Raw genomic sequence first — 23,431 nt, 5'->3', positions numbered from 1 at the left:
TCAGCTCCCCGTCAGTCGCGCAGCGGATCGAAGTCGGGATCGATGTCGTCTTCGCCGTCATCGGGACGGCGGCGACGAGTCGGCCCGGCGGCGGGCGGAGCGGGCGGTGCCGGTGGCGCGGGAGGTGCCGGGGGAGCGGGTGGCGGCGGGGTGCGCGGGGTGTCGTCGCCCTCGTCGTAGTCCCACTTCTCCGACACCGCTTCGCCGGCGGCTTCGACCTCGGGGTCGGGCTCGGGGAACCGGGTGCGCAGCTCGTCCATCATCAGGGAGCGGGTCTGCTGGTCCTCGTCACCGAGGTTGGCCTGCATCGTCTCGCCGACCTGGCCGACCACCTGCGACTGCGCGGTCTGCATGGTCCGCATCACCATCGCCGACAGCTCGGCGGGCGCGATCTGCCGGATGCGGTCGCTGAACTGCAGGTCGGTGACGCTGCCGTCGGCACGCACGGTCACCTTCACGGTGCCGTCGGGGCTGCTCGCGGTGGTCCGGATCTGGTCCACCTGCGCCTGCGCGGCCTGGTACCGCTGGGCCTTCTCGGCGAAGCCCTGCGCCCACCGGTCGATGTCGGCTTCCACCTGCGACGGGTCCTGCCCGAGCGCACCGAGTGGGTTGGTCATGCTGATCTACCGCTTTCTTGGCTCGGTCAGATGATGCGGTTCGAGTGCTGGGCCGGGGTGACGTCCTCGGCGACCCGGTGTTCGGCGGCCTGGAACGGCTCCGGCCGCTGGACGGCCTCGTGGGCCGGGGTGGCCACGGGCTCGCCCTGGAGCGCCGGGGTGACCATGGGGGTGCCCTGTTGTGCCGCGGTGAACATCGGCTCGCCCTGCTGGGCGGGCGTGAAGCTCGGGCGCTCGGCGGCCTGGAAGGGCTCGGGGCGGATGGCGTCCTGGCGTTCGGCGGCCTGGAAGGGCTCGGGGCGGATGGCGTCCTGGCGTTCGGCGGCCTGGAAGGGCTCGGGGCGGATGGCGTCCTGGCGTTCGGCGGCCTGGAAGGGCTCGGGGCGGATGGCGTCCTGGCGTTCGGCGGCCTGGAACGGCTCCGGCTGCACGGTGCCCACCCGCTGCGCGGTTTCGAACGGCATCGGCCGCTGGGTGCCCTGCTGGGCCGGGGTGGCGTCCTCGTTGGGCAGTGCGGGCTTCTGCCAGCTGGACGGGAGGGGTTGCTGGGTGCCTTGCTGGGCCGGGGTGACGTCTTGGCCTTCGCCGCCCTGGAAGGGCATCGGCCGCTGGGTGCCCTGCTGGGCCGGGGTGGCGTCCTCGTTGGGCAGTGCGGGCTTCTGCCAGCTGGACGGCTTGTCGCCGCCGCCACCCCCGCCCCCACCGCCGGACGAACCCGCCAGCTCGACCACCTTCGTGCCCTCGGCGTCCGCCTGGAACTTCTTCAGCGGCTCCACGTGGGCCTTGTCGGACTCGCGGTAGGACTCGGCCGCCTTGCGCACGTTGCCCGCGGTGGTCTCGACGCCCTCGACCGCGGCGCCGATCGCCTCCATCCCCTTCTCCTCCATGGGATTGACGATCGGCGGCAGGAACGAGCACAGCAGCCCGTAGGCGCTGTCGTCCATGCTCACCGTCTTCGCCGCGTCCAGCGCCGTGTTCAGCCGGTCGGTCACCCCGTCCAGGTGACTCGCGTGCGCGATCAGGTCTTCGGGCTCGACCTCGTAGGACATGACTGCCTTCCCCCTCAGCGCGCGCCGGCCAGCACCGTGGCCACCCGCTGCTCGATGCGTTCGTTGTCGGCGGGCGCGATGCTCAGCCAGGAGTCCTCGCGCACCATCAGGTACCGGCCCTGGTGGGTGTCGAACCAGGTGACCAGGGTGGGCACGCGCTCGGTACGCCTGCCACCGCCGATGGTCACGCCGAGCTGACCACCCGCCTTGCGGTTGTTCGCCAGCTCCACCAGCGCCCCGGCGTCGTTGCGTGACACCCCGGCGCGGCTGAGCACCACCCGCTCGTCGAGATCACCGCCGTACGGGTCGTCCTCGTCCTCCTGCGGCTCGGCCGCTTCGGCGAGCGCCTGGTACGGCACGGACATCGCCTGTCCCGGCCCCGCGTCCGCCGAGGGCAGGACCTCCACGATGGACCGGGCGAGCGCGGTCGGCCGGATCTCCTTCAGCCACAGCTCACCACCGGCGAGCACGGCCAGCACCGCGGCGTTGCCACGGGCGGCGGCCAGCGCCCGCACCGGGTACCCGATGTGCCCGATGGCGTCCACCGCCACGTCGAACTGCGAGAGCAGGAGCAGCAGGGACTCCAGGTCGGCGTCCACCCGCTGGCCGCGTGCCAGGCCGCGGTCGCCGAGTTCGCGGTAGACCTCGGCGGCCAGCTGCGCCCGCTGCTCGACCGTGCGGCCCGTGCTCGGCACGTCCAGTGGATAGGGCAGCCTGCCCAGGTCCAGCTCGCCCCAGACGATGTCGAACTCGTGCGCGGAGAGCACAAAATCGGGAGTGTTCACTGTTGCTCCGGCTTCTTCTTGCGCGCGCCGATCACCGGCGGCGGCAGGTCCTCACCCGGCACGTGGAAGATCTCCTCGCCCTGGATGTAGGCCGCCGAACGCCGTTCCTTGTCCTCTTCGCCACCGCGGCCGGCGCCGGCGGCACCCATGCCGCCCATCGGGCCGCCCATGCCGGTCGCGCCACCGGGGCCGCCGGCGACACCGGCCGGGCCGAAGCCCGCCCCGGGCATCCGGCCGCCGGGAGCGGACCCGGTCGTGGCGCCGGGTCCCTGCGGGCCGTAACCACCGGCACCCGCGCCGCCGCCACCGGCACCACCGGGGCCGAAGCCGCCGGCCCCACTGGAGCCGCCGCTGCCGGGACCGAAGCCACCGGCTCCGCCGCCACCACCACCGCCGCCGAAGCCACTGACGCCCGGGATGGGCGGAATGGCGGACGGGGGCAGGCGCGGCGGCATGCCCGGCGGGGTGCCGGGCCGGTTCGGGCCGCTGTAGTTCGGGTTGTTCGGGTTGTTCGAGCCACCGGGACCGCCGAACGGGTTGCCGGGGTTGTAGTTCGAGCCACCGGGCCCGTTGAAGTCGGGCAGCTTCGGCGGCACCGGCCGCGGCTGGCGGATGGTGTCCTCGGAGCCGGGACCCTTGTTCCCGGTCGGCAGGTTCGGCATGCCGAAGTTCGGCGCGTTCTGCGGCGTGGTGCCGCCGGGCCGGGGGCCGGAGGTGAAGTCGGGCCCGCCACCGCCGGGAATGGGCGGCGGGGTGAAGTTCGGCATGGTCGTGCTCTGCGGACGGGTGTTCTCGCCCGGCTTCGGGCTGTAGTTGCTGCCGCCGGGGCCGCCACCACCGGGAATGCCGGGCGGCATCCCGCCGGGCATGCCCGGCAGCTGCGGGCTGCCGGGGGAGCCCGGTCCGCCACCGGGCAGGCCCGCGGCCGGCACCTGCGGCATGCCCGGCATCTGCGGGCTCCCGGGGGAACCGGGTCCGCCCGGACCGCCGCTGAAGCCCGCCGTGGTCGTGTCGCCGTCGAGCGGCGGCATGCCAGGGGTGTTCTGCCCGGCCGGCGCGCCCAGCGTGGCCGGGGTGCCCTGACCGGCCGGAGTGCCGAGCGTGGCCGGGGTGCCCTGGTTGGCCGGGGTGCCCTGCTGGAAGGGCTGCAGGGTGCCTTCACCACCGCCACCGCCCGCGCCGCCACCGCCGTTCGCGTCGGTCACGCTCATCATCGGGCGGCCCATCATCGCCGGGGTCGCCTTGACCACCGGCGGCTCGAACCGCGGGGTGCCGGTGTCGACCTCGCGCGAGGCGTTCTCCATGTTGGACATCACCGCGACGGCCTGCTCGTGCGCGGAGTTGGCCTCTTCGCTCTTGGCCCGCACGTCCTGCACGGCCATCGCGAACCCGGCCAGCCCGCCGGTGGCGAAGCCGTTGGTGACCATCGCCTTCCAGTCGAACTCGACCGGCTCGGGCATGGTCGCCCTGGCGTTCTCCATGATCCGGCCCTGCTCGCCGATCCGGCGGCCGACCTCCTCGGCGGTGGTCGAGGCCTTGCCCGACCACTGGACCAGCTCCATCACCGATTCCCTGGCCGAGTCCGCGCCGTTGCCGCGCCAGCCGCTCTCGGTGGCCTTGATCCGCTCGCCCATCCGGCGCGAGTGCTCGCTCATTTCCGCGCCGATGCCGGTCCACTCCTCGGCGAGCTGCCCGACCTGGCCGGGGTCGTTGCCGAGGTGGACCGATTCGTAGAGTTCGCGGTGGCTGCGCGAGCGCCAGTTCTGCGTCTGCGTCAGCGCCAGGTCAGCGGGGTCCGGCTGGTCGCGGTTGTCGCTGTTCACGCGTTCGTCTCCCCGTTGGCGGTGCGGAGCAGGTCGATCGACTGGTGTTCGAAGTCGCCGTAGCGCTGCATGGCCGTGCCGACCGTCTCGTGGGCCTTGGCCAGCAGTTCGCGGTAGGGAACCAGGACGCCGGCGAGGGCGGAGTCGGCGTCACCGGCCCGCTGCTGGAACTTCCCGGCCATCGCCTCGGCCACCGGGTTCTGCCCGAGCGGGGCCTGACGGCCCAGGTCGATGGCCTTGCGGAGCCAGACGTCCACCTGGTCCATCTGCTCGGTCAGCATGCCGCGGATCTCGTCCCCGACCGCGGGGTCCAGTGCGAGATCGCCGGACGCCACCTGCTTCTGGAGCCGCTCCACGCGCGCGGCGAGCGCGACCACCGTCGCTTGGGTGGGCATCAGCCGCTGCGCAGCCACTGCTTCTTCCTCGGCCACCGTTCGGGCTCCCTGGGATCGACCGTTGTCGTTTCCCGTGGGAGTCAACCGGAGATCCCGGCCCCGTTCAGCCTGGCGCGCGGGGTGCTGCCCGATCCGACACCGGGTGCTGCCCGGTTACCCCTCGTGACGCAACCGGGCCGCCAGCGCGGCGGCCGCGTCGGTCTTCAGCTCGGCGCACAGGGCCAGCGCGCCGGCCCGGTACTCGTCCGCGGTGGGATCGCCCATCAGCTCCAGCATGGTGATCAACTCGGCCAGCGTGTTCGCGCGCTTCCAGCGGTTCGCCACCCCGGTGAACACGTTCAGCGCCAGCCCGAAGCACTCGCGCGCCACCACGTACTCCCCGGCTTCGCGGCGGGCGATGCCTTCCTGCAGCGCGGTCTCCGCCTCCTCGATCCGGAAACCGGACTCCTCGAAGTAGCCTCGTGCCTCCCGCAGCGTCCTTGCCGCCTCATGCCAGTCTCGCATGGCCAGCAGCGTGCTGCCGACGTCCAGCAGGGTGACCGAGCGCTGGAACCGCCGGGTGTCCGGATTGGCCTCGGCCCGGCGGGCTTGGGCGTCCTCGAGCACGCGGCGGTGCACCTCGAGCGACTCCTCGTGCTTGCCCAGCACGCGCAGGATCCGGCCGAGCGCGTTGCGGATGGTGCCCTCACCGGTCCAGAACCCGAGCACCTCGGCCAGGTCCACCGCGCGGCGCACGCTTTCGAGTGCTTCGTCGAGTCTGCCGAGTCGCATGAGGACCGAACCGCGGTAACCCAGTGCCCACGCCTGCTCGGCCTTGTCCCCGATCTCGATGGCCACGGCCAGCGCTTCGTTGTGCGCGGCCAGCCCGCCGTCGTTGTCACCGAAGCAGAAGTAGCGCGCCCAGCCGACGAAGTTCAGCAGCACCGCCTCGTCGAGCTGGCTTCCCAGCACCCGCGCGGATTCCACGCCTCGCTGGAAGATCTCGTCCCACGGCCGTTGTTGCGTGCGGCCGTCGGAATACCAGTGCAGTGCGCGCGCGAGGTCGACCACTTCGCGGTGCAGGCCTTCGACCGGGGCCTCGCGGTGGGCGGCCAGCCAGTTGCCCGCCTCCACGTCGAGCCAGACACCCGCGGCCTCGCGCGTGGTGAACCGGCGGGCGGCGTGGGTCGGTGCGACCAGCGCGTCCGGCATGAACGCGCGCCCGGCTTCGGACGCGGTGAGCAGCAGGTGGTCGAGCATGGTGCGCCGGTGACGGTCGCGGTCGGCCGGTTTCTCCTCGGCTTCCAGGCGTTCCACGGCGAAGATCCGGATGAGGTCGTGGAACTGGTACCGGCCGGGGGACGCGGCCGCCTGCAACAGGTTCGCGTCGACCAGCTCGTCCGCGTGGACCTGCACGTCGGCTTCGGCCATACCGGTGGCCACCCCGGCCAGTTCGGCGCCGAAGTCCGGGCCGGGCACGATCGCCAGCCTGCGGAAGACCAGCCGCGCGGCGGGCGAGAGGCGCCGATGTGACATCTCGAAGGCGGAACGCACTTGCAGATCGCCGGCGGACAGCGAACTGAGCCGCGTGCGCTCGTTGCGCAGCTGGGTGGTCAGGTAGGCGATCGTCCAGTGCGGACGGCTGGCCAGCCGGTTGCCCGCGATCCGCACCGCCAGCGGCAGATTCCCGCACAGCGCCACCAGTTCCGCGGTGGCCCGCGGTTCGGCGCGGACCCTGGTCTCACCGGCGATGGCGGTCAGCAGCTCGACCGCGCCGAGGTCGACCAGCGGCTCCAGCCACAGCCACCGCCCGGATTCCAGCCCGGCCAGCGCGCTGCGGCAGGTGATCAGCGTCAGGCAGCCGGACGAGGCCGCCAGCAGCGGCCGCACCTGCGCCTCGTCGGCGGCGTTGTCCAGCAGCAGCAGGATGCGGCGGCCGCTGAGCAGCGAGCGGAACAGCGCGCTCTGCTCGGGCACGGTCACCGGGATCTGCTGCGGTGGAACGCTCAGCGCGCGGAGCAACTGGGTGAGCGCGCTGCGCGGCGTGACCGGTTCCTCGTCCATTCCCCGCAGGTCCAGCGCGAAGGCGCCGTCGGGAAACCGGGCGCGCAGCTGGTGCGCGGCGGTCACCGCGAGCGCCGTCTTGCCGACGCCGGGATGCCCGACCACGGAGACCACCACGCCGCCCGGCGCGTCGGAACTCGCTTCTTCGTGCAGCTTGGCCAGTTCGCCTTCGCGGCCGAGCAGATCCGGGACCGCCGGCGGCAGTGTGACCGAGGGCGCGGCCTCGATCTCCTCCTCGGCGCGCGGGGTGCGGCGGCGGCCCTGACGGGCGGCTTCGAGGAACTCCTGCCGGTCGTCACCGACCAGTCCGAGGGCGTCGGCCAGCGCCGCGGCGGAGCGCCGCTGGGCACCCTGCGCGCGGCCGCGCTCGAGGTCGCTCAGCGCGCGGATGCTCACACCGGAGTTCTCCGCCAGGTCGGCCTGGGTGAGCCCGGCCGCGCGGCGGTGGCGGAGCAGGAGCGCGCCGAAGGCCGACTCGTCGGTTCGCTGTCCGTCGTTCACCACGGTCCATTTAACCGGCAGAATTACCGTGGGCGAAAAGCTGCCGGTTGTTCCGCCTGGTCTGCCGGTGTGGTAGCCGGTTGACTACGGTGGTGACCTCGAGTTTGTCCACCAGCCGAATCCCCGCTCCAGCGGGAAAACCGGCACTGCGCGCGGTCCCGTCACCGGTCCGGGTGACGGTGCTGGCCGCGGATCCGTTTGTCTTCGCCGGGGTTTCCGGTGAACTGAAGAGCAAGCCGGGCGTCCACCTCGTGGACGGCCGGGCCGACGTGGTCGTCGCGGTGCCCGACAGCACCCGGAAGCTGCACGAGGTGCTCGCCGGGATCGACCCGGAGGCCCGCGTGGTGCTGGTCGCCGACGATCCGCGCCCCGCCGAACTGCTGACCGCGGTCGAGCACGGCCTGGCGGTGCTGCTGCCCCGGCAGGAGGCGACCACCGCCCGGCTGCTGCACGCGATCAACGACGCGTACCAGGGCCGGGGCGCGCTGCCCGCCGAGCAGCTCGGTGAGTTGCTCAAAGGGGTGACGCGCCTGCAGCGCGAGGTGCTCGAACCGCGGGACCTGACGCTGAGCGGATTGTCGCGCCGTGAGACCGACGTGCTGCGCCTGCTCGCCGAAGGCCGCGACACCGCGGAGATCGCCGCCGAGATGGCGTACTCGGAGCGGACCGTGAAGAACATCCTGCACGGCCTGCTGACCCGCCTCGACCTGCGCAACCGCACGCACGCGGTGGCACACGCACTCCGCCTCGGCCTGATCTGAGCCGAGTCGGCTTGACCTCGACCGGAGTCGAGGTTCTACCGTCGCGCGGGTGCGGAAGATCCTGGTGACCGGCGCGACCGGCAACATCGGCGGGCGAGTCCTCGCCGCATTGACCGACACCGGCGCCGAGGTCCGGGCGTTCGCGCGTGATCCGCGCGGGCTGCCCGGCGGCGTGGCCGGTGACCTGTCCCACCCGGACACCCTGGTGCCCGCGTTGCGCGGGGTGGACCGGGTTTTCCTGGTGTGGCCCGGCATCCCGGTCCAGCCGCGGGTGGTGGAGCTGATCGCCGAGCACGCCAGGCAGGTGGTCTACCTCTCGGCGGACGTGGCCGACCTGGCCGATGGCGAGCAGCCGTCGAGCTTCCACCAGGAGATCGAGCGGCAGATCCGCGGCACCGGTCTGGACTGGACCTTTCTGCGGGCGATCGACTTCGCCACCAACACGCTCGCCTGGGCACCGCAGATCCGGCGCGGGGTGGTGGAGCTGCCCTACGGCCGGGCGGCGCGCTCGCTGATCCACGAACGGGACATCGCCGAGGTCGCCGCGCACGTGCTCACCACCGAGGGGCACCACGGCGGCAAGTACGTGCTGACCGGGCCGGAGTCGATCCAGCAGGCCGAGCTGGTCCGGACCATCGGCGAGGCGATCGGCCGCGAGGTGCGCTGGCGGGAACTGGCGCCGGAGGTGGCGCTGGAGCGGTTCACCGAGGCCTGGGGTGACCGGGCCTTCGCCGCGGCAAGGCTGGCCGCGTGGAAGTCCTTTGTGGAGACACCGGAACGGGTGACCGACACCGTGACGCGGCTGCTCGGGCGGCCCGCGCGCGACTTCCGCACGTGGGCCGCCGAGCACGCCGGGGACTTCAGGTGATCGTGACACTCACTTCGGTGGTGTCACAGCGGTTTCCACTTCGGCCAGGGTTTCACCGGTGACCAGCCCGGTGTCCTCGAGCACTTCCATGTGGTCGAGCACGGTCTGGTTCGCTTCACGCGCGTGCCTGCGGATCAGGTCGTTCTGCGTGCCCGCCCGGACCTCGCCGATGGTGGCGAAGATCTTGCCGTGCGAGGACCGCAGCACGTTCGCGAAGAACTTGTCGAACTCCTCGCCGCGCAGGCCTTCCATCTGGGTGACCCACTGCTGTTGTTCCTCGGTGGCCTCGTTGGGCAGCTCGACGCCGAGGATCTGGGCGTCCTCGCGGACCAGCTGGTCCAACCGGGAATGTCCTTCCAGCAGGTGGTGGCCTGCGCGCTTGACCGCCTCGCTGGACCCGTTGGTCTGCGCCAGCCTGCCCGCCGGAATCTCCCACAACCCGGCCTGGCGCACCTTGACCAGGAAGGTCTTGTCGAGTTCGGTGACCGGACCGGCGGTACCGGCCTCGCCCTGCTGCGCGGCGTCGAACTGACCGGGCGCGGTGACCGCGTTCGCCGTGTTGTCCCCGCTCTGCAGTGAGATCACCACGGGCACCAGCGCGGCCAGCGCGACTATCGCGATCGTGATGACCAGCGTGCGCGGGCGTAACCGCGTTGTTCGCCGGGTGTGTCGCATTCTGCCCTCCAGATCGTGCTGCGTCTGCACAAAGTGGTCACCACTGGAAGTCCTTCGCGGGGCTCGACGGCCCAGCTTCCCGCTGGCCGCCCCGCGCCAAGTCCCGAGTACGACCCGGTACGAGGGCCTCGGCGCGGCACGCCCAGCGAAAACCTGGATCCGCCGAGCCCCACGAAGGACTCCCGGTGGCCACCACTAGGAAAAACGGACATCAGCGGCAGTCGTTCGTTTCGGGCGGGAAATCGGTGGGCGGCCGGTCGGACTGAACCGCTGCGAGCGGTGGTCCGTACTTCACTCGGTAGCCAGCTCGGGCCACCGGAGGGAAGTGATCAGGTGCGGCACAGTGCAGGCGGCGCGGACGCGCTGTTCGGGCAGACCGCGCACAGTCCGTCCTACTTCGAACTCGCGCGGGCGGGTGAGCAGGGCCCGCCGCCGATCGACTTCTGCATCCCGTGCAACCCGTACTTCCCGACCCCGGCGATGTTCGACCTGCTGGCCGGGAACCTCGAAGCGGTGCTGAAGTTCTATCCGAGCGACGCGGCCACGATCGGCCGCCAGCTGGCCAGGGTGCTCGGGCTCAACCCGGCGACGCTGGCCATGGCCAACGGCTCCACCGAGCTGATCACCTGGATCGACCACCTCTGGGTGCGCGAGAGCCTGGCCGTCCCGGTGCCCACCTTCGGCCGGTGGACCGACCAGCCGCTGGAGACCGGGAAACGGGTGGACATGTTCCCGCTGCGTGAATCCGGCGGCTTCGAACTCGACGTCGACGCCTATATCCGGTTCATCAGGGCACGCGGTTCGCGGGTGGCGGTGCTGTGCAATCCGAACAATCCCGACGGGCGTTACCTGCCGCGCCGCGAGGTGCTGCGGTTCGCCGACGAACTGGGGGATCTCGACCTGGTGGTGATCGACGAGTCGTTCGTCGATTTTGTCGAACAGGAGCGGAATCCGTCGGTCGCCGCGGAGGTGGCACTGCGGCCGAACGTGGTGGTGCTCAAGAGCCTCGGCAAGAACTTCGGCCTGCACGGCATCCGGTTCGGTTACCTGGTGGCGAATCCGGCACTGGCCGGGAAGATGAGCCGGACCCTGCCGAAGTGGAACCTCAATTCGCTGGCCGAGACGGTGATCTTCATGCTCGCCGAATACGCCGAGGAATACCGCGAAAGCCTCTATCTGCTCGCACGGGACCGCTATCTGATGGGGGTGGAACTCTCCCGCCTGCCGGAGCTGACCGTGTACCCGTCGCAGGCGAACTTCCTGCTGGTGAAGCTTTCCGCCGGAATCGACGGAACCGCGCTGCGGGACGACCTGTACGCGCGGCACGGGATCCTGATCCGCGAATGCGGCAACAAACTCGGGATGAGCAACCAGTTCCTGCGCCTGGTGGTCCGCCCGGAGGCGGACGTCACCAGGCTCGTCGCCGGCATTCTCGACCACACCCGCCCGGGGGAGGACGCGGGCGAGAACACCGGCGCCTTCGAAATGGTGCGCAGCGTTTCCTGAGGAGGCGCTCGCTAGCGCCGCAGCCGCAGCAGGGTCACGCCGTGCGACGGCACCTCGGCCGAGATGGTGCCGTGGCTGAGCCACTTCTTGCCGGTCCACAGGTCGGTCACTCGATGCCGCTTGCCGGGCGCGCCGACCTCCTTCGCGGTGGTGCTGATCTTCGCGGCCTTCTCCGACCGGTTGAACAGGGCGACCGCCACGTCACCGCCGGCCAGCGGCCTGGCCCACACCTCCAGGTCACCGTCGTCGCGCACGCGGTCCGCGGCGACGCCCTTCGGATCCTGGTTCACCGCGAGCACCGCGCGATTGGTCAGGATGCTGTGCACGCCGTCCGGAATGGACCTCAGGTCGTTGCCCGCGATCATCGGCGCGGCCAGCATCGCCCACATGCTGAAGTGCGCGGCGGCCTCGGTGTCGGTCAGTCCGGGAAAGCCCTCGACGTTGTACACGCCGACTTCGAGCATGTCCGGGTCGTTCCAGTGGCCCGGCCCCGCCCAGTCCCGCAGCGGCTCGGTGACGTCGATGATGTCGGTGACGCCCATCGGGTAGGTGTTCGGGTTCCCGGTACGCCAAACGGGTTTGATGTCCTCGGTGGTGCGCCACTGGTCGGCGATGTCCGACCAGTCGTACTTCGCGCCGTTCTTGTCGGGGTGGTAGCTGTTGGGGTTGATGCTGTAGAGGATGTCGCGGCCGGTGGCGCGCAGCGCGTCGCGCATCAGGGTGAAGCTCTCGATCTGCTCTTCGAGCGTGCCCTCGGGTGAGCACCAGTCGTACTTCAGGTAGTCCACGCCCCAGTCGGCGAAGGTCTGCGCGTCCTGCGCCTCGTGGCCGAGGCTGCCGGTCGCGCCGGGGTAGGCGCCGCCGCGCTGGGCGCAGGTCACTTCGGTGGGCACCTGGTAGATGCCGAACTTCAGGCCCTTGCCGTGGATGTAGTCGGCGAGTGCCTTGATACCACTGGGAAAGCGCTCCGGATGGGCGCGCAGCGAGCCGTCCGCCGCGCGTTCGGGGTCGAACCAGCAGTCGTCGATCACCACGTACTCGTAGCCCGCCGCGGCCATGCCGGAGGAGACCATCGAGTCGGCGGTGTCGCGGATCAGCTGCTCGTTGATGTCGCAGCCGAAGGTGTTCCACGAGTTCCAGCCCAGTGGTGGGGTGGGTGCGGGCTCGGCGGCTTGCGCCGGGCCCGCCGCCGTGGCCGTCAGCACGGTCAGCCCAGTCAGCGCGGCCAGCGCGCGTCTCACCGGAATCATCGGCGACTCCTTCCGCAGTCAACAAAACCGAACATGAGACAACAACAAGTAACTAACCACGTCAATAGTGCGTTCAGGGCACACGGGACATCCGGGGCTGCTCCGGGAGTACGCTCCGAGGTCATGATTCCGGTGCTGGGCGAACCCCGTGCCTCCGTCCCGATCATGTACGGCGCACCGGCGCCGCCCGGTGGGCTGCTGCCGTGGGAGTGGGCGCACCGCAGGCTGGTCGACGCCCGCAACTACTGGATCGCCACCACCCGGCCGGGCGGGCGACCGCACTGCCGTCCGGTGTGGGGTGTCTGGCTGGACACCGGGTTCTGGTTCAGCACCGGGTCGCTGGCCGTCGGGAACCTCTCGTCGAACGACCAGATCACCGTGCACCTCGAGGACGGCCAGGAGGTGGTGATCGTCGAGGGCACGGCCCGGACGGGACACGATCGCGAAGCCCTCCGCCCGCTGTGCGAGGCCTACGGGCCCAAGTACGACTACCCGATCTCACCCCGCGAGGACGGCACCGTGGTGGACGACTTGGGACTCGGCGGCCCGGTCTTCCACGTGGTGCCGGAGGTGGTCTTCGGCTGGGACCGGGACATGTCTTCGCCGACCAGATGGCGGTTCTGAGTGAACCGGTCGCACAGTCCGGCGAGTTCGGGAAGCTGCTGAAACTCACCGGTTCAGCGCCGCCGCGGCGGCTTTGGTGACGACGTCGGCCGCGGCCGCCAGTGCGGGGGAGTCCAGTTTCCACTGCTGCCAGAACAACGGCACGTCGATGGCGTGCTCCGGGGCGAGGTCGACCAGTGTGCCGTCGCGCAGGTGCGGCTCGGCCTGCGCGACCGGCACCATGCCCCAGCCCAGCCCGGCGGCGACCCCGGCGACGAACGCCTCCGACGAGGGCAGGTAGTGCCGCCCGCCGCCGGCGCCCCGGCCGCGGGTCAGCTTGCGGGTGAGCCGGTCCTGCAGGTCGTCGCGGCGGTCGAACAGCACCACCGGCGCCTCGGGCAGTGCCTGCCGCAGCGGCCGGTCGGCGAGCCACCGGGCCCGGAACGCCGGGCTCGCCATCGGCAGGTAGCGCATCTTGCCGAGCGCGCGCACCGAGCAGCCGGCGACCGGGTCCGGCGACGAGGTCACCGCGGCCATCACCACGCCCTCCCGCAGCAGCGCGGTGGTGTGGTCCTGGTCCTCGCGGTGCAGTTCGAAGAAGGTCTTCAGGTGCCCGGGCACCTCGGCCAGCGCGGGCAGGAACCAGGTGGCCAGCGAGTCGGCGTTGACCGCGATGGACAGCCGCGCCGGTTCGCCGGTCTCCGCCATGCCCAGTTCGGTGCGCGCGTCGAGTTCCAGCCGGGCCAGCTGCCGGGCGAACCGGACCACCACCTCGCCGGATTCGGTGGGCCGCACCGGTTTGGTGCGCAGCAGCAGGACCCGGCCGGTGCGCTGCTCGAGTGCCTTGACCCGCTGGCTGATCGCCGACGGGGTCACGTGCAAAGCCGCCGCGGCCGCGTCGAAGGTGCCTTCGTCGACCACCGCGAGCAGCGTGCGGACCTGGTCGAGCGGGAGTTCGGTCATCATCACAAGCGCTAATGTTACGTAAGAATCTTGAGCTGTACTGTTGACGCGCCCGAGCTTAGGTTCGACCGCATGGGTAACCTCCTGCTCGCCGCGGCCGCCGGTTTCGGCACCGGCCTCTCGTTGATCGTCGCCATCGGCGCGCAGAACGCCTTCGTGCTGCGCCAGGGCATCCGGCGTGACGGGGTGCTCGCGGTGGTGGCGATCTGCGCGGTGTCCGACGCGGTGCTGATCGCGCTCGGCGTGGCCGGGGTCGGCGCGGTGGTCACCGCCTGGCCGGGCGCGGTCACCGCGGTCGGCCTGATCGGCGGTGCTTTCCTGCTGTGCTACGGGGTACTGGCCGCGCGCCGGGTGTTCCGCCCGGCCGCGATGCAGGTCGACCCCGCGCGGCCGGGCTCACCGCGGCGCGCCGTGCTCACCTGCCTGGCGATGACCTGGCTCAACCCGCACGTCTACCTGGACACCGTGCTGCTGCTGGGTTCCGTGGCCGCGGCGCGGGGCGACCTGCGCTGGGCGTTCGGTCTCGGCGCGGTGCTGGCGAGCCTGTGCTGGTTCACCGCGCTCGGCTTCGGCGCGCGCCTGCTCACCGGCTTCTTCGCGCGCCCGTCGTCGTGGCGGTGGCTCGACGGCCTGGTCGCGGCGACCATGATCACCTTCGGTGTGCTGCTGGTCGGCGGCGCCTGAGCGGTTGCCGAATTCGTCCGTGCACCACTGGTTCGAGCGCGGACGGCCGGGGTGACTACGGTTGGCGGTGCCCCCGCCGACCGCTTCCCCGAGAGGACCCCATCGTGGCCGAGACCGACCGCCTGATCGCGGAGCGCTACCGGCTGCTGGAGCGGATCGGCGCCGGCGCGATGGGCGTGGTGTGGAAGGCCGAGGACCAGCGGCTGGACCGCGTGGTGGCGCTCAAGGAACTGATCCTGCCGCACGCGATGGACGATCCCGGCGCCGCCGACCTGGTCGCCGACGCCAGCGCGCGGGCGATGCGCGAGGGCCGGATCGCCGCCAGGCTGACCCATCCCAGCGCGATCACCGTGTTCGACGTGGTCACCGACAACGACCGCCCGGTGCTGGTGATGGAGTACCTGCCATCGACGAGTCTCGCCGAGGTGCTGGCCAGACGCGAGCGGCTCGGCGCCGAGGAGGTGGCGGCGATCGGTGCGCAGATCGCCGCGGCGCTGGCCGCCGCCCACGAATCCGGGATCGTGCACCGCGACGTCAAGCCGGCCAACGTGCTGATGTCCGACGACGGGGTCGCCAAGCTCAGCGACTTCGGCATTTCCCGCGCGTCCGGTGACGGCACGCTCACCGCGACCGGTGTGGTCGCCGGAACGCCCGCGTACTTCGCGCCCGAGGTGGCGCGCGGCGAGGACGCCGACTCGCGGTCCGATGTGTTCTCCCTGGGCGCCACGATGTACCACGCGGTCGAGGGTGCGCCGCCGTTCGGCGTCGGCGACAACCAGATCGCGCTGCTCTACCGGGTCTCCACCGGGGAGTTCCCGCCGCCGGAGCACGCCGGTCCGCTGCACGGGCTGCTGCTGCGCATGCTCGACGCCGATCCGGCCGAGCGCCCGGCGATGACCACCGTGGCGGCCGAACTCGCGTTGATCACCGAGGCGAAAACCGTTCAGATCGCGCCCGCGGTGACCGAGGACGGCGGCCGCCGGTTCCGGCTGGTACTGGTGATCTGCGTGGTGGTGCTGCTGGTGGCCGGTGGGGTGGTCGCGGTGGTGCTGATGAACCGCGGCGAGCGGACCCCGGAGGTTCCGCCGGTCGCGCAGAGCACGTCGCAGCCCGCGCCGCCGCCGCCGCCCGCGCCGGCGTCGTCGGCGTCGCCCCCCAGTTCCTCGGCACCGCCCTCGTCCGCGCCACCGGACCCGGCGCAGGCGCTGGAGGCCGCGGTGCGCGACTACTACGCGCTGCTGCCGGGGAACCTCGAAACCGCCTACAGCCTGCTCTCCGACCGGATGAAGCAGGAGCGCGCGCCGAGCTTCGGCAGCTATTCCGGGTTCTGGGGCCAGATGAGTTCGGTGCAGGTGTCGGACATCAACGCCGTCGGGACCAACACGGTGACCGCGAGCATCGTCTACACCAAGGCGGGCGGCGGCACCGAGCGCGAGCGGCACACCTACACGCTGGTGCAGAGCGGCGGCAAATGGCTGATCGACAGCCAGCGCTAGGAGTGACGTCCCTACCGGCAAACGGGTGTTCCCCGCCGGTAAGGATTACGGATGCGTGAAAGAGGCGCCGCGCCCTCGTTGCGCCGTCGTATGATTACCTACGGTGAGGGGGAACGCGGGCGCGAGCGAAGCAGCCGGGCGCGCAGGGGAGCCGTGGCGGATCAGGATCCAGGATCCGGCCGGTGAAACCCTGGGGGCCGGTATCTTCCTGGGCGAGCACCTCGCGCTCACCTGCGCCCACGTGGTTTCCGGGGATTTCGCGGCCGATCCGGCCGATCTCCGGGTGGTGGCCACGTTCGTCGGGCTCCCGGACCAGCCTTCGATACCGGCGGTCGTGGTGCCCGGTGCCTGGGTGCCGCCCGCCGAGGACGGCACCGGTGACGTAGCACTGCTGCGGCTGGCGGATTCACCGCCGGTGCCGGGAGCGCCGTTGTGCTACACCGACGCCGTGCGCGACCGTGTCGTGCACACCTACGGTTTCCCGCATCCCCACGAGAACGGTGTCTGGGTCAACGGCGCCGAGCTGGCCGGCCCGTCGGGGCAGTGGGTGCAGCTGAACTCCCCGGTCCCGGGTGAGCGCGTGCGTGGCGGGTTCAGCGGCGCCGGGGTGATCGACAAGGCCACCGGCGCGGTGATCGGCATGGTGGTCACCGAGTACACCGACCAGAGCACCGGACTCGCCTACATGATCCCGATCCGGGTGCTCGCCGGGTACGTGCCCGCGCTCGACGGCTTTGTCACCGGGGAACTGCCCGGATCCACCGGCACCATCACCATTCTGATCGGCGACCGGCGCGCCGCGCTCGACAGCGGGTTCTCCGAGGCCTTCGGCAAGGACCAGGCGGGCAGGCTGTTCACCGTGGACGCCACCGGCAAGAGCCCCGGCGAGGTGTCGTCCAGGATCGCCGAGGAACGCGAGCACTCGGCGGAACCGGCCACCGTGGCACTCGCCGGGGTGGACGGGTCCAGTCAGCCCGAGCAGTTGCTGCACGAGGTGGTGCGGCCGCTGCTCAAGGTCGGCGCGAAGGTGATCGTGCAGTTCAGCGAGGACGACGCGCCCGGCGTGCGGTTGGCCAGGGACTGGCAGCGCGACGAGAACACCGCCCGGCTGGACCGGCTGCGCGTGCTGGCCGCCGCGTTCGAGTCCGAAGAGGACAGTGTGCGGCGGCAGGCGCGGCGGCTGGGCGAGCGGATCCAGCCGTTGCCCGAGTTCTCCCAGCGCAGCGCCGAACTGGCCTTCCTGCTCGGGGCCGCCGACGCGGCCGAGCCCGCGCGGATGAACCGGCGCCTGGTGTCACTGGAGAAGTGGGTGCGGCGCCAGCGCGACCGGCTGGCCGCGTACAGGCACGAACTGGCCGCCAAGGCCGAAGAGTACGAGGAACTGCGCGGTCAGCTGAGCGCCTACAACGCGATGGCCGTGCGCCACGGGCTGATGGAGGACGAGGAACTGGCCGAGGTGTACCTGCCCGCGAAGGCGGCGCTGACCGCCCGTCCCTGCCTGCTGCCGGACGCGACCCCGCTGGTGCACTCCTACGCCACCGCGGTCCGGCGGAAACTGGCTCGCACATGAGCGAAGGCGTGCTGACCTGCCACGGGAAACCGGTGGGGCCCGGCGGGTTCTGCGACGAGTGCGGCCGCCGCCGGGTCGCGCCCCCGCCCGCGCCGGTCGCGGTGCCGTCGAGCGTGCGGCGCGGTACCGAGAGCGACGTGACCGGCGACAGCGACTTCGGCTCGCTGCCCGCGGTCGAGGTGCCCGATCCGGCGACGCTGGTGCTGACCGAGCCGGAATACCCGGTGGAGCAACAGTTCTGCGGGAAGTGCGGTGGCCCGGTGGGGCGCTCGTACCGCGGGCAGCCGCCGTTGCGGCACGGGTTCTGCGAGCAGGACGGAGAGCCGTTCGACTTCCGGCCGAAGCTGACCGCCGGTGAGCGCGTCGGCGGCCAGTACGACGTGCTCGGCTGCCTCGCGCACGGCGGGCTGGGCTGGGTGTACCTGGCCACCGACAGCCACCTGCCGGACAAGTACGTGGTGCTCAAGGGCGTGATCGACCGGCACAACGCCAGGGCGCGCCAGCTCGCGCAGGTCGAACGTGACGTGCTGACCCGGCTGGAACACCCGAACATCGTGCGGATCGTGGACTTCGTCGAGCACGGCGCCGACGACTACATCGTGATGGACTACGTCGGCGGCCTGTCCCTGCGCTCGGTGCTGCAACGGCCGGAGCTGCTGCGGGTCGAGCACGTGATCACCTACGGCCGCGCGATCCTCGCCGCGCTGGACTACCTCCACGGTGAAGGTCTGCTCTACGTGGACATGACGCCGAACAACGTGATCCACGGTGACAAGCGCGTCAAGGTGATCGATCTCGGGGCCACCAGGGCGATCGGCGACCACGAGAGCGTCGCCGTGCTGACCACCGGCTACAAGATCAGCGACCGGGAGCGCCACGAGCACGGGCTGACCGTGCGCTCCGACGTCTACTCGGTCGGCCGCACGCTGGAAACCCTGCTGGAGGCCACCCCGGGCGCGGCGGACAGTCCCGGCATCGAGTCGCTGCGGCTGGTCATCCGCCGCGCGACCGCCTCGTACGAGCGCCGGTTCACCAGTGCCGCCGAGATGTCCGAGCAACTGGACGGGGTCCGGCGCGAGGTGCTGGTCCAGCGGCCGCGGCGGTCGGCGCGGTTCGAGAACACACCCGAACTGCTCGACGCCGGACTCGGCACCGTGCCGGGACTGGCGTACTGGACCGAACCGCAGCCCGACGTGCTGGACACCGGCCGCCCGGAACCGGCGGATGCGGCGTCGTGGTTCCCGTTTCCGCTACCGGTCCCTGGAGACGACGCCGTGGAGACCGCGCTGACCAGGGCTCGCGCGCGGATCGACCGGCGGGACCCGCGCGCCGCCGAGCGCTCGATCGGCCGGGCCGAGGAACTGCTGGGGACCACCGCCGCGCACGACTGGCGGATCGCCTGGCACCGCGGGCTGCTCTGCCTTGCCGACGCCTCGGTCGAGCAGGCGGATCGGAAGTTCGGCGAGGTGCGGCAGGCGTGGCCCGCCGAGGACGCGCCGAAGCTGGCCGTCGCCTACTGCGCCGAGGTGCGCGGTGACAACGACCGGGCGCAGTACCTCTACCAGTCCGTGTGGTCCCGCGACGACAGCCAGGTCGGCGCCGCGTTCGGGCTGGCGCGGTGCCTGCTTCGCCGTGGTGACAAGGACGGCGACAAGGACAACGCCGTAACCGCGCTCGACAGGGTGCCGGGGACCTCGCGCCACTACGACGCCGCTCGCGTGGCCGCGGTGCGCATCCGCGTGGCCGCGCCGGTCGGCCAGGCCGATCTGGAGGACGTGGTGCGGCGGCTGCCGGAGCTGTTCCTGGACGGGGAAGCCGCGGAACTGCTGAAGACCTTCGTCCGCCAGGCCGCGCTGGACCACGCCGGGACCGATGGCTGGAACGGGGCGGACCTGTTCGGCGATCCGGTCACCGAGCACGGGCTGCGGCTGCGGCTGGAGGCCTCGTTCCGCCGGATCGCCGGGCTGGCCCGCGACGAAACCCGGTACGGCCTGCTGGTCGACCGGGCCAACGACGTCCGCCCGATGACGCTGAGGTGATGCCGGTGGTGAGCCCCGAGAACACTGAAGCCGGGCCGGAGTTCGAGCTGGACCTCGGCCAGAACAAGTACCTGTCGCCGTCGGACGAGACCATGCACGTGATCCTCACCGTGCGGGCCGTCGGCGCGCACCCGCCCGCCGAGGCGGCTGAACTGCTGCTGGTGGACTGCTCGGCTTCGATGGACTGGCCGCCGACGAAGATCGCCGCCGCGCGCCAGGCGACCGCGGTCGCGATCGACACCCTGCGCGACGGCGTGCACTTCGGCGTGGTCCGCGGCACCGGCCGCGCGGAACTGGTCTACCCGGCGCGCGGGCTGGTGCGGGCGAACGCGGAGACCAGGGCCGAGGCGAAGGCGAAGGCACGCGAGCTGATCGCGGGCGGCGGCACCGCGATGAGCACCTGGCTCAGCCTGGCGGCGAGCCTGTTCGAACCGCACGCCGACGTGGTGCGCCACGCGATCCTGCTCACCGACGGCAAGAACGAGTCGGAGTCACCGGACCGGCTCGGGCAGGTGCTGGAGCAGTGCGCCGGCCGGTTCGACTGCGACGCGCGCGGCATCGGGGACGACTGGCAGCCCGCCGAACTGGAGCGGATCTGCGGTTCGCTGCACGGGCAGGCCGACGCGGTGCTGGCCGACGCGGACCTGGCCGCGGATTTCCGGCACCTGATCGAGTCGGCGATGGGCCGGGTGGTCCCGGACCTGCGGTTGCGCATCCGCACCATGCCGTTCACCGCGCTGCGGTTCGCCAGGCAGGTGTATCCGTCCAAAGTGGACATGACAGCGCGGGTGCGGCCCACCGGGGAGCGGACCTTCGAACTGCCGACCGGCGGCTGGGCGGTGGAGCACCGCGAGTACCACCTGTGCTTCGAGGTCGATCCCGCCGCGCTGCCGCCGGGCGAGGACGTCCAGCTCGGCCGGATCGAGCCGGTCGGCAGCGCGGCGAGCTGCATCGTGCTCGGCCACCTCACCGAGGACCTCGCCCTGTCCAGCCGGGTGGACGAGCAGGTCAGCAGGCACACCGAACAGGCCGAGCTGCGTGCGATCGTCCAGGACGGCTGGCGGTCCTACGACAACAAGGCGACGGCCGAGGCGGTCCGGCGGTGGGGCGAGGCGCTGCGGCTGGCGGTCCGGCTCGGCGACGACAACCTGATCACCCGGCTGCGGCGGCTGATCGAAGAAGACACCGACGGCGGCTTCCGGCTCAGGGACGGACTGCGCCCGCGTGACATCAAGTCCGCGGTGATCGGTTCCGGAATGTCCATGGATTCCGCCGTGCCGCGGGACACATCCGAACCGGACGAGCCCGCCGGGGAGGACGTGCCGTGCCGGGGGTGCCGCCGGTTGCTGCCCCCGACCGCGAAGGTGTGCGGAAGCTGCGGCACCGCGGTGGAGGCGCGATGAGCACACTGCGCCGCTTGCGGCGCCTGCGCCTCTGGCTGGTCGCCGCGACCGCCGTGGCCACCCTCGCCGCGCTGCTCACCTTCGCCGGTATCCAGTCCGCGGTGGCCGGGGTGCGGGCGGGAACCGCGCCCGCCGTGCTGGGTGTGGTGGCCGCGCAGGACGCGCTGGTCAAGGCGGACAACGCGGTGGTGGCGAGCTTCGAGTCCGGCGAGGTGGAGTTGACCGGGCCGGGGGAGCGGCACCAGAGCGAACTGGTCATCGCCCGCCAGAGCCTGACCCAGGTCGCGGAGAACAACGCGGCCGGTGTCGAGGGCAGCCGCGCCCTGCAAGTGGTGGAAGGGCTGCTGGCCGGGTACGCGAACTTCGTCGGGCAGGCCGACGCGCACTACCGGCACGCCGACGGGCGCATGGTCGGCGCCGCCGACCTCTGGTACGCCTCCCGCCTGATGCACGCGCCGGACAACGGCATTCTCGCCCGGCTGGGCGCGCTCGCCGACCTCCAGCACAACGCCCTGCGGAAGCAGCTCTCCGACGGCTGGCTGGGCGGGGCGGTGACCGCGCTGTGGCTGCTGCCCGCGCTGGCGCTGCTCGGCCTGCTCGGTTACACCCAGTACCGGCTGCGCCGGAAGTTCCGGCGGCGGTGGAACTTCTGGCTGCTCGGCGCGACCGCGCTGCTGCTCGGCCTGATCGTGACCACCTCGTTCGGTTTCGGCTCGGCGTCGGGTGCCGGTGACGCGGGCGCCACGGTGGACACCGCGGTGGAGCGGTGGCGGTCCGGGTTCGAGGCCGAAGCCGCGGCGGGACGGCCGAAGCTGGTGGAACTGCTGCGCGAGAACTGCGCGAGCACCTGCGGCGGCGTGGTCGACGAACTCGCCGCCGAGCTGCCGGCCGGGAGCGCGGCACCACCGGCCGCCGCCGGTGATCCGGCCGACGACGGCCGCCGGATCGACCGGCAGCTGGCCGAAGCCGATCTGCCCGGCTACCACGAGTACCTGATCGTCGCGCTCGGCCTGGCGATCGCCGGACTGGTGGTGGCCGGTTTCCACCGCCGCGTCGACGAGTACCGGTTCAGGTCCACATGAGACATTCACTGCGCGCGCTGCTCGGCGTGCTGCTGCTCGGGTTGAGCGCGTGCTCGGCCGGGGCCACCGGAGCCAGGCCCCTCACCGTGCTCGCTTCGTGGGAGGGCGCCGAACAGCAGGCCTTCGAAGCGGTGCTGGCGGAGTTCGAGCGGGAGACCGGGATCGAGGTCGCCTACCGCGGCACCCGGTCGGTCAGCCAGGTCCTGCGCTCGGACGTGCAGAAGGGCCGCCCGCCGGACGTCGCGGTGCTGCCGAACCCCGGTGAGCTGGCGCGTTACGTCGACAGCGGCGACCTGCGGAACATCGACGGCGTGCTCGGTGAAGAGCCCGGCGAGCAATGGCTGCCCCTGCAACGGCTCGGCACCCCGTCCTATTACACGGTGGTGGTGAAGGCCGATCTGAAGAGCCTGATCTGGTACCGCCCCGGCACCCTGCCGGGGCCACCGCCGCGCACCTGGGCGGACCTGGTCGCGCTCAGCGGGGACCTGACCGCTCGCGGGCGGACGCCGTGGTGCCTCGGCATGGAATCGCAGAGCACCTCGGGCTGGCCGGGCACCGACTGGATCGAAGACATCCTGCTGCGGCGCTCCGGCCCCGAGGTCTACCAGCGCTTCGCGGCGGGGGAGCTGCCGTGGACCTCGACGCAGGTCCGTCAGGCGTGGGAGGACTGGGGACAGCTGGTGGCGCAGCCGGGAGCGGTGCGTGGCGGCACGAACGGCGCGCTGCTGCTGCCTTTCGGGGACGCGGCCAAGCCGATGTTCACCACTCCGCCCGGCTGCGCGCTGGACCACTTCGCCTCGTCCAGGATCAGCGGCTACCAGCAGTACGAGCTGCCGGGTGGGGCGAAACCGGCGGTGGCGGATTTCGACTTCTTCCCGTTCCCGGTGGTGGACGCCACCGCCGAACCGGCCGCCCAGCCCGCCGGGGTGTCGGCGGACCTGGCGGGCATGTTCGTCGAATCGGCGGAGGCCAAGGCACTGATGCGGTACCTGGCTTCCGAACGCGGACAGGCGGTGTGGCCGTCCAGGGAGACCAGCGCGACCTTCTCGATCAACCGGAATTTGCTGCCCCAGGGCGTCTACCGCGATCCGCTGAGCGTGCGGGTGGCGGAGCGGCTGACTTCGGGACCTTGGTGCTTCGACGCGTCGGACATGATGCCCGCGACGATGAGCGACGCCTTCCAGCGGGCCGTGCTCGACTACCTGGGAAATCCCAGCGGCCTGGAGCGGGTGCTCGAAGCGCTGGAACGGGTCCGGGCCGGCATTCCCGCCGACGAACGGCTCAACCTGCCCTGCGGACGATAGGAGGATCGGCAGAC

The 23,431-nt window shown here is 71.7% G+C and carries 20 protein-coding genes; 11 read left to right on the top strand and 9 right to left on the bottom strand.

The features are described 5' to 3' along the window. Positions 1-11 precede the first annotated feature (11 nt). The 6 genes from YIM_RS28590 to YIM_RS28565 form a co-directional block, all read right to left on the bottom strand. On the bottom strand, positions 12-617 hold the full coding sequence (locus YIM_RS28590) for a YbaB/EbfC family nucleoid-associated protein (RefSeq protein WP_153033274.1): 606 nt from the start codon (positions 615-617) through the stop codon (positions 12-14). 26 nt (positions 618-643) lie between these two features. Beyond that, positions 644-1,666 (bottom strand): type VII secretion target, encoded by a 1,023-nt coding sequence (locus tag YIM_RS50120; RefSeq protein ID WP_370468893.1) that lies wholly within the window; start codon positions 1,664-1,666, stop codon positions 644-646. 14 nt (positions 1,667-1,680) lie between these two features. After that, positions 1,681-2,451 (bottom strand): ESX secretion-associated protein EspG, encoded by a 771-nt coding sequence (locus tag YIM_RS28580; RefSeq protein WP_153033273.1) that lies wholly within the window; start codon positions 2,449-2,451, stop codon positions 1,681-1,683. Next, entirely contained in the window at positions 2,448-4,274 is a 1,827-nt protein-coding gene (locus YIM_RS49850) for a WXG100 family type VII secretion target (protein WP_153033272.1), read from the bottom strand. Before YIM_RS49850 ends, YIM_RS28580 begins: the two co-directional genes overlap by 4 nt. Then, positions 4,271-4,705: a hypothetical protein gene (locus YIM_RS28570; protein ID WP_228004071.1), complete on the bottom strand. Its 435-nt coding sequence runs from the start codon at positions 4,703-4,705 to the stop codon at positions 4,271-4,273. The genes YIM_RS49850 and YIM_RS28570 overlap by 4 nt, the downstream gene beginning before the upstream one ends. A gap of 117 nt (positions 4,706-4,822) precedes the next feature. Further along, positions 4,823-7,213 carry a helix-turn-helix transcriptional regulator gene (locus YIM_RS28565; protein ID WP_228004070.1) on the bottom strand — a complete coding sequence of 797 codons (2,391 nt, stop codon included), beginning with the start codon at positions 7,211-7,213 and terminating at the stop codon, positions 4,823-4,825. A gap of 119 nt (positions 7,214-7,332) precedes the next feature. Between YIM_RS28565 and YIM_RS28560 the strand changes: the two genes are divergently transcribed. Together YIM_RS28560 and YIM_RS28555 are read left to right on the top strand one after the other, a co-directional pair. Further along, on the top strand, positions 7,333-7,974 hold the full coding sequence (locus tag YIM_RS28560; RefSeq protein WP_228005035.1) for a response regulator transcription factor: 642 nt from the start codon (positions 7,333-7,335) through the stop codon (positions 7,972-7,974). Between the two features lie 49 nt (positions 7,975-8,023). Continuing rightward, the gene (locus YIM_RS28555; RefSeq protein WP_153033270.1) at positions 8,024-8,842 is read left to right on the top strand and encodes an NmrA family NAD(P)-binding protein; all 819 of its coding nucleotides are present in this window, start codon (positions 8,024-8,026) and stop codon (positions 8,840-8,842) included. Between the two features lie 9 nt (positions 8,843-8,851). Here the strand turns inward: YIM_RS28555 and YIM_RS28550 are convergent, their stop codons facing one another. Beyond that, positions 8,852-9,517, bottom strand: coding sequence for a DUF4142 domain-containing protein (locus YIM_RS28550; RefSeq protein ID WP_153033269.1), 666 nt, complete (start codon positions 9,515-9,517; stop codon positions 8,852-8,854). Between the two features lie 333 nt (positions 9,518-9,850). Here YIM_RS28550 and YIM_RS28545 point away from each other — a divergent pair, with 333 nt between their 5' ends. Next, a complete protein-coding gene (locus YIM_RS28545) occupies positions 9,851-11,023 on the top strand; it encodes a histidinol-phosphate transaminase (protein WP_153033268.1) in 1,173 nt (390 codons plus the stop codon). An 11-nt stretch (positions 11,024-11,034) separates the two neighbouring features. Here the strand turns inward: YIM_RS28545 and YIM_RS28540 are convergent, their stop codons facing one another. Next, positions 11,035-12,273: a glycoside hydrolase family 27 protein gene (locus YIM_RS28540; protein ID WP_153033267.1), complete on the bottom strand. Its 1,239-nt coding sequence runs from the start codon at positions 12,271-12,273 to the stop codon at positions 11,035-11,037. A 123-nt stretch (positions 12,274-12,396) separates the two neighbouring features. Between YIM_RS28540 and YIM_RS28535 the strand changes: the two genes are divergently transcribed. Further along, positions 12,397-12,897, top strand: coding sequence for a pyridoxamine 5'-phosphate oxidase family protein (locus tag YIM_RS28535; RefSeq protein ID WP_194239780.1), 501 nt, complete (start codon positions 12,397-12,399; stop codon positions 12,895-12,897). Between the two features lie 45 nt (positions 12,898-12,942). On the opposite strand, the gene YIM_RS28530 is transcribed toward YIM_RS28535, so the two are convergent. Further along, positions 12,943-13,842, bottom strand: coding sequence for a LysR family transcriptional regulator ArgP (locus YIM_RS28530; RefSeq protein WP_153033265.1), 900 nt, complete (start codon positions 13,840-13,842; stop codon positions 12,943-12,945). A gap of 69 nt (positions 13,843-13,911) precedes the next feature. Between YIM_RS28530 and YIM_RS28525 the strand changes: the two genes are divergently transcribed. The 7 genes from YIM_RS28525 (at position 13,912) to YIM_RS28495 (ending at position 23,417) form a co-directional block, all read left to right on the top strand. After that, a complete protein-coding gene (locus tag YIM_RS28525; protein ID WP_153033264.1) occupies positions 13,912-14,523 on the top strand; it encodes a LysE/ArgO family amino acid transporter in 612 nt (203 codons plus the stop codon). A gap of 104 nt (positions 14,524-14,627) precedes the next feature. Continuing rightward, complete coding sequence (locus YIM_RS28520) at positions 14,628-16,019, top strand: serine/threonine-protein kinase (RefSeq protein WP_228004069.1); 1,392 nt, start codon at positions 14,628-14,630, stop codon at positions 16,017-16,019. Between the two features lie 103 nt (positions 16,020-16,122). After that, positions 16,123-17,589 carry a serine protease gene (locus YIM_RS28515; RefSeq protein WP_153033263.1) on the top strand — a complete coding sequence of 489 codons (1,467 nt, stop codon included), beginning with the start codon at positions 16,123-16,125 and terminating at the stop codon, positions 17,587-17,589. Next, positions 17,586-19,628 carry a serine/threonine-protein kinase gene (locus YIM_RS28510; RefSeq protein ID WP_153033262.1) on the top strand — a complete coding sequence of 681 codons (2,043 nt, stop codon included), beginning with the start codon at positions 17,586-17,588 and terminating at the stop codon, positions 19,626-19,628. The genes YIM_RS28515 and YIM_RS28510 overlap by 4 nt, the downstream gene beginning before the upstream one ends. Further along, a complete protein-coding gene (locus tag YIM_RS28505; RefSeq protein ID WP_153033261.1) occupies positions 19,628-21,031 on the top strand; it encodes a vWA domain-containing protein in 1,404 nt (467 codons plus the stop codon). The genes YIM_RS28510 and YIM_RS28505 overlap by 1 nt, the downstream gene beginning before the upstream one ends. After that, positions 21,028-22,113 (top strand): hypothetical protein, encoded by a 1,086-nt coding sequence (locus YIM_RS28500; protein ID WP_153033260.1) that lies wholly within the window; start codon positions 21,028-21,030, stop codon positions 22,111-22,113. Before YIM_RS28505 ends, YIM_RS28500 begins: the two co-directional genes overlap by 4 nt. Further along, entirely contained in the window at positions 22,110-23,417 is a 1,308-nt protein-coding gene (locus tag YIM_RS28495; RefSeq protein ID WP_153033259.1) for an ABC transporter substrate-binding protein, read from the top strand. The genes YIM_RS28500 and YIM_RS28495 overlap by 4 nt, the downstream gene beginning before the upstream one ends. Positions 23,418-23,431: the final 14 nt, after the last annotated feature.

Origin of the sequence: Amycolatopsis sp. YIM 10, from assembly GCF_009429145.1 — a bacterium.
GTDB lineage: Bacteria > Actinomycetota > Actinomycetes > Mycobacteriales > Pseudonocardiaceae > Amycolatopsis.
This window is presented reverse-complemented; position numbering and strand designations above follow the sequence as displayed.

What these genes read in the sequence shown, in the direction of transcription:
- YIM_RS28590 (WP_153033274.1), bottom strand. Translation starts at nt 617, where the DNA reads ATGACCAACCCACTCGGTGCGCTCGGGCAGGACCCGTCGCAGGTGGAA.
- YIM_RS50120 (WP_370468893.1), bottom strand. Translation starts at nt 1,666, where the DNA reads ATGTCCTACGAGGTCGAGCCCGAAGACCTGATCGCGCACGCGAGTCAC.
- YIM_RS28550 (WP_153033269.1), bottom strand. Translation starts at nt 9,517, where the DNA reads ATGCGACACACCCGGCGAACAACGCGGTTACGCCCGCGCACGCTGGTC.
- YIM_RS28540 (WP_153033267.1), bottom strand. Translation starts at nt 12,273, where the DNA reads ATGATTCCGGTGAGACGCGCGCTGGCCGCGCTGACTGGGCTGACCGTG.
- YIM_RS28535 (WP_194239780.1), top strand. Translation starts at nt 12,397, where the DNA reads ATGATTCCGGTGCTGGGCGAACCCCGTGCCTCCGTCCCGATCATGTAC.
- YIM_RS28530 (WP_153033265.1), bottom strand. Translation starts at nt 13,842, where the DNA reads ATGATGACCGAACTCCCGCTCGACCAGGTCCGCACGCTGCTCGCGGTG.
- YIM_RS28525 (WP_153033264.1), top strand. Translation starts at nt 13,912, where the DNA reads ATGGGTAACCTCCTGCTCGCCGCGGCCGCCGGTTTCGGCACCGGCCTC.
- YIM_RS28510 (WP_153033262.1), top strand. Translation starts at nt 17,586, where the DNA reads ATGAGCGAAGGCGTGCTGACCTGCCACGGGAAACCGGTGGGGCCCGGC.
- YIM_RS28505 (WP_153033261.1), top strand. Translation starts at nt 19,628, where the DNA reads ATGCCGGTGGTGAGCCCCGAGAACACTGAAGCCGGGCCGGAGTTCGAG.
- YIM_RS28500 (WP_153033260.1), top strand. Translation starts at nt 21,028, where the DNA reads ATGAGCACACTGCGCCGCTTGCGGCGCCTGCGCCTCTGGCTGGTCGCC.
- YIM_RS28495 (WP_153033259.1), top strand. Translation starts at nt 22,110, where the DNA reads ATGAGACATTCACTGCGCGCGCTGCTCGGCGTGCTGCTGCTCGGGTTG.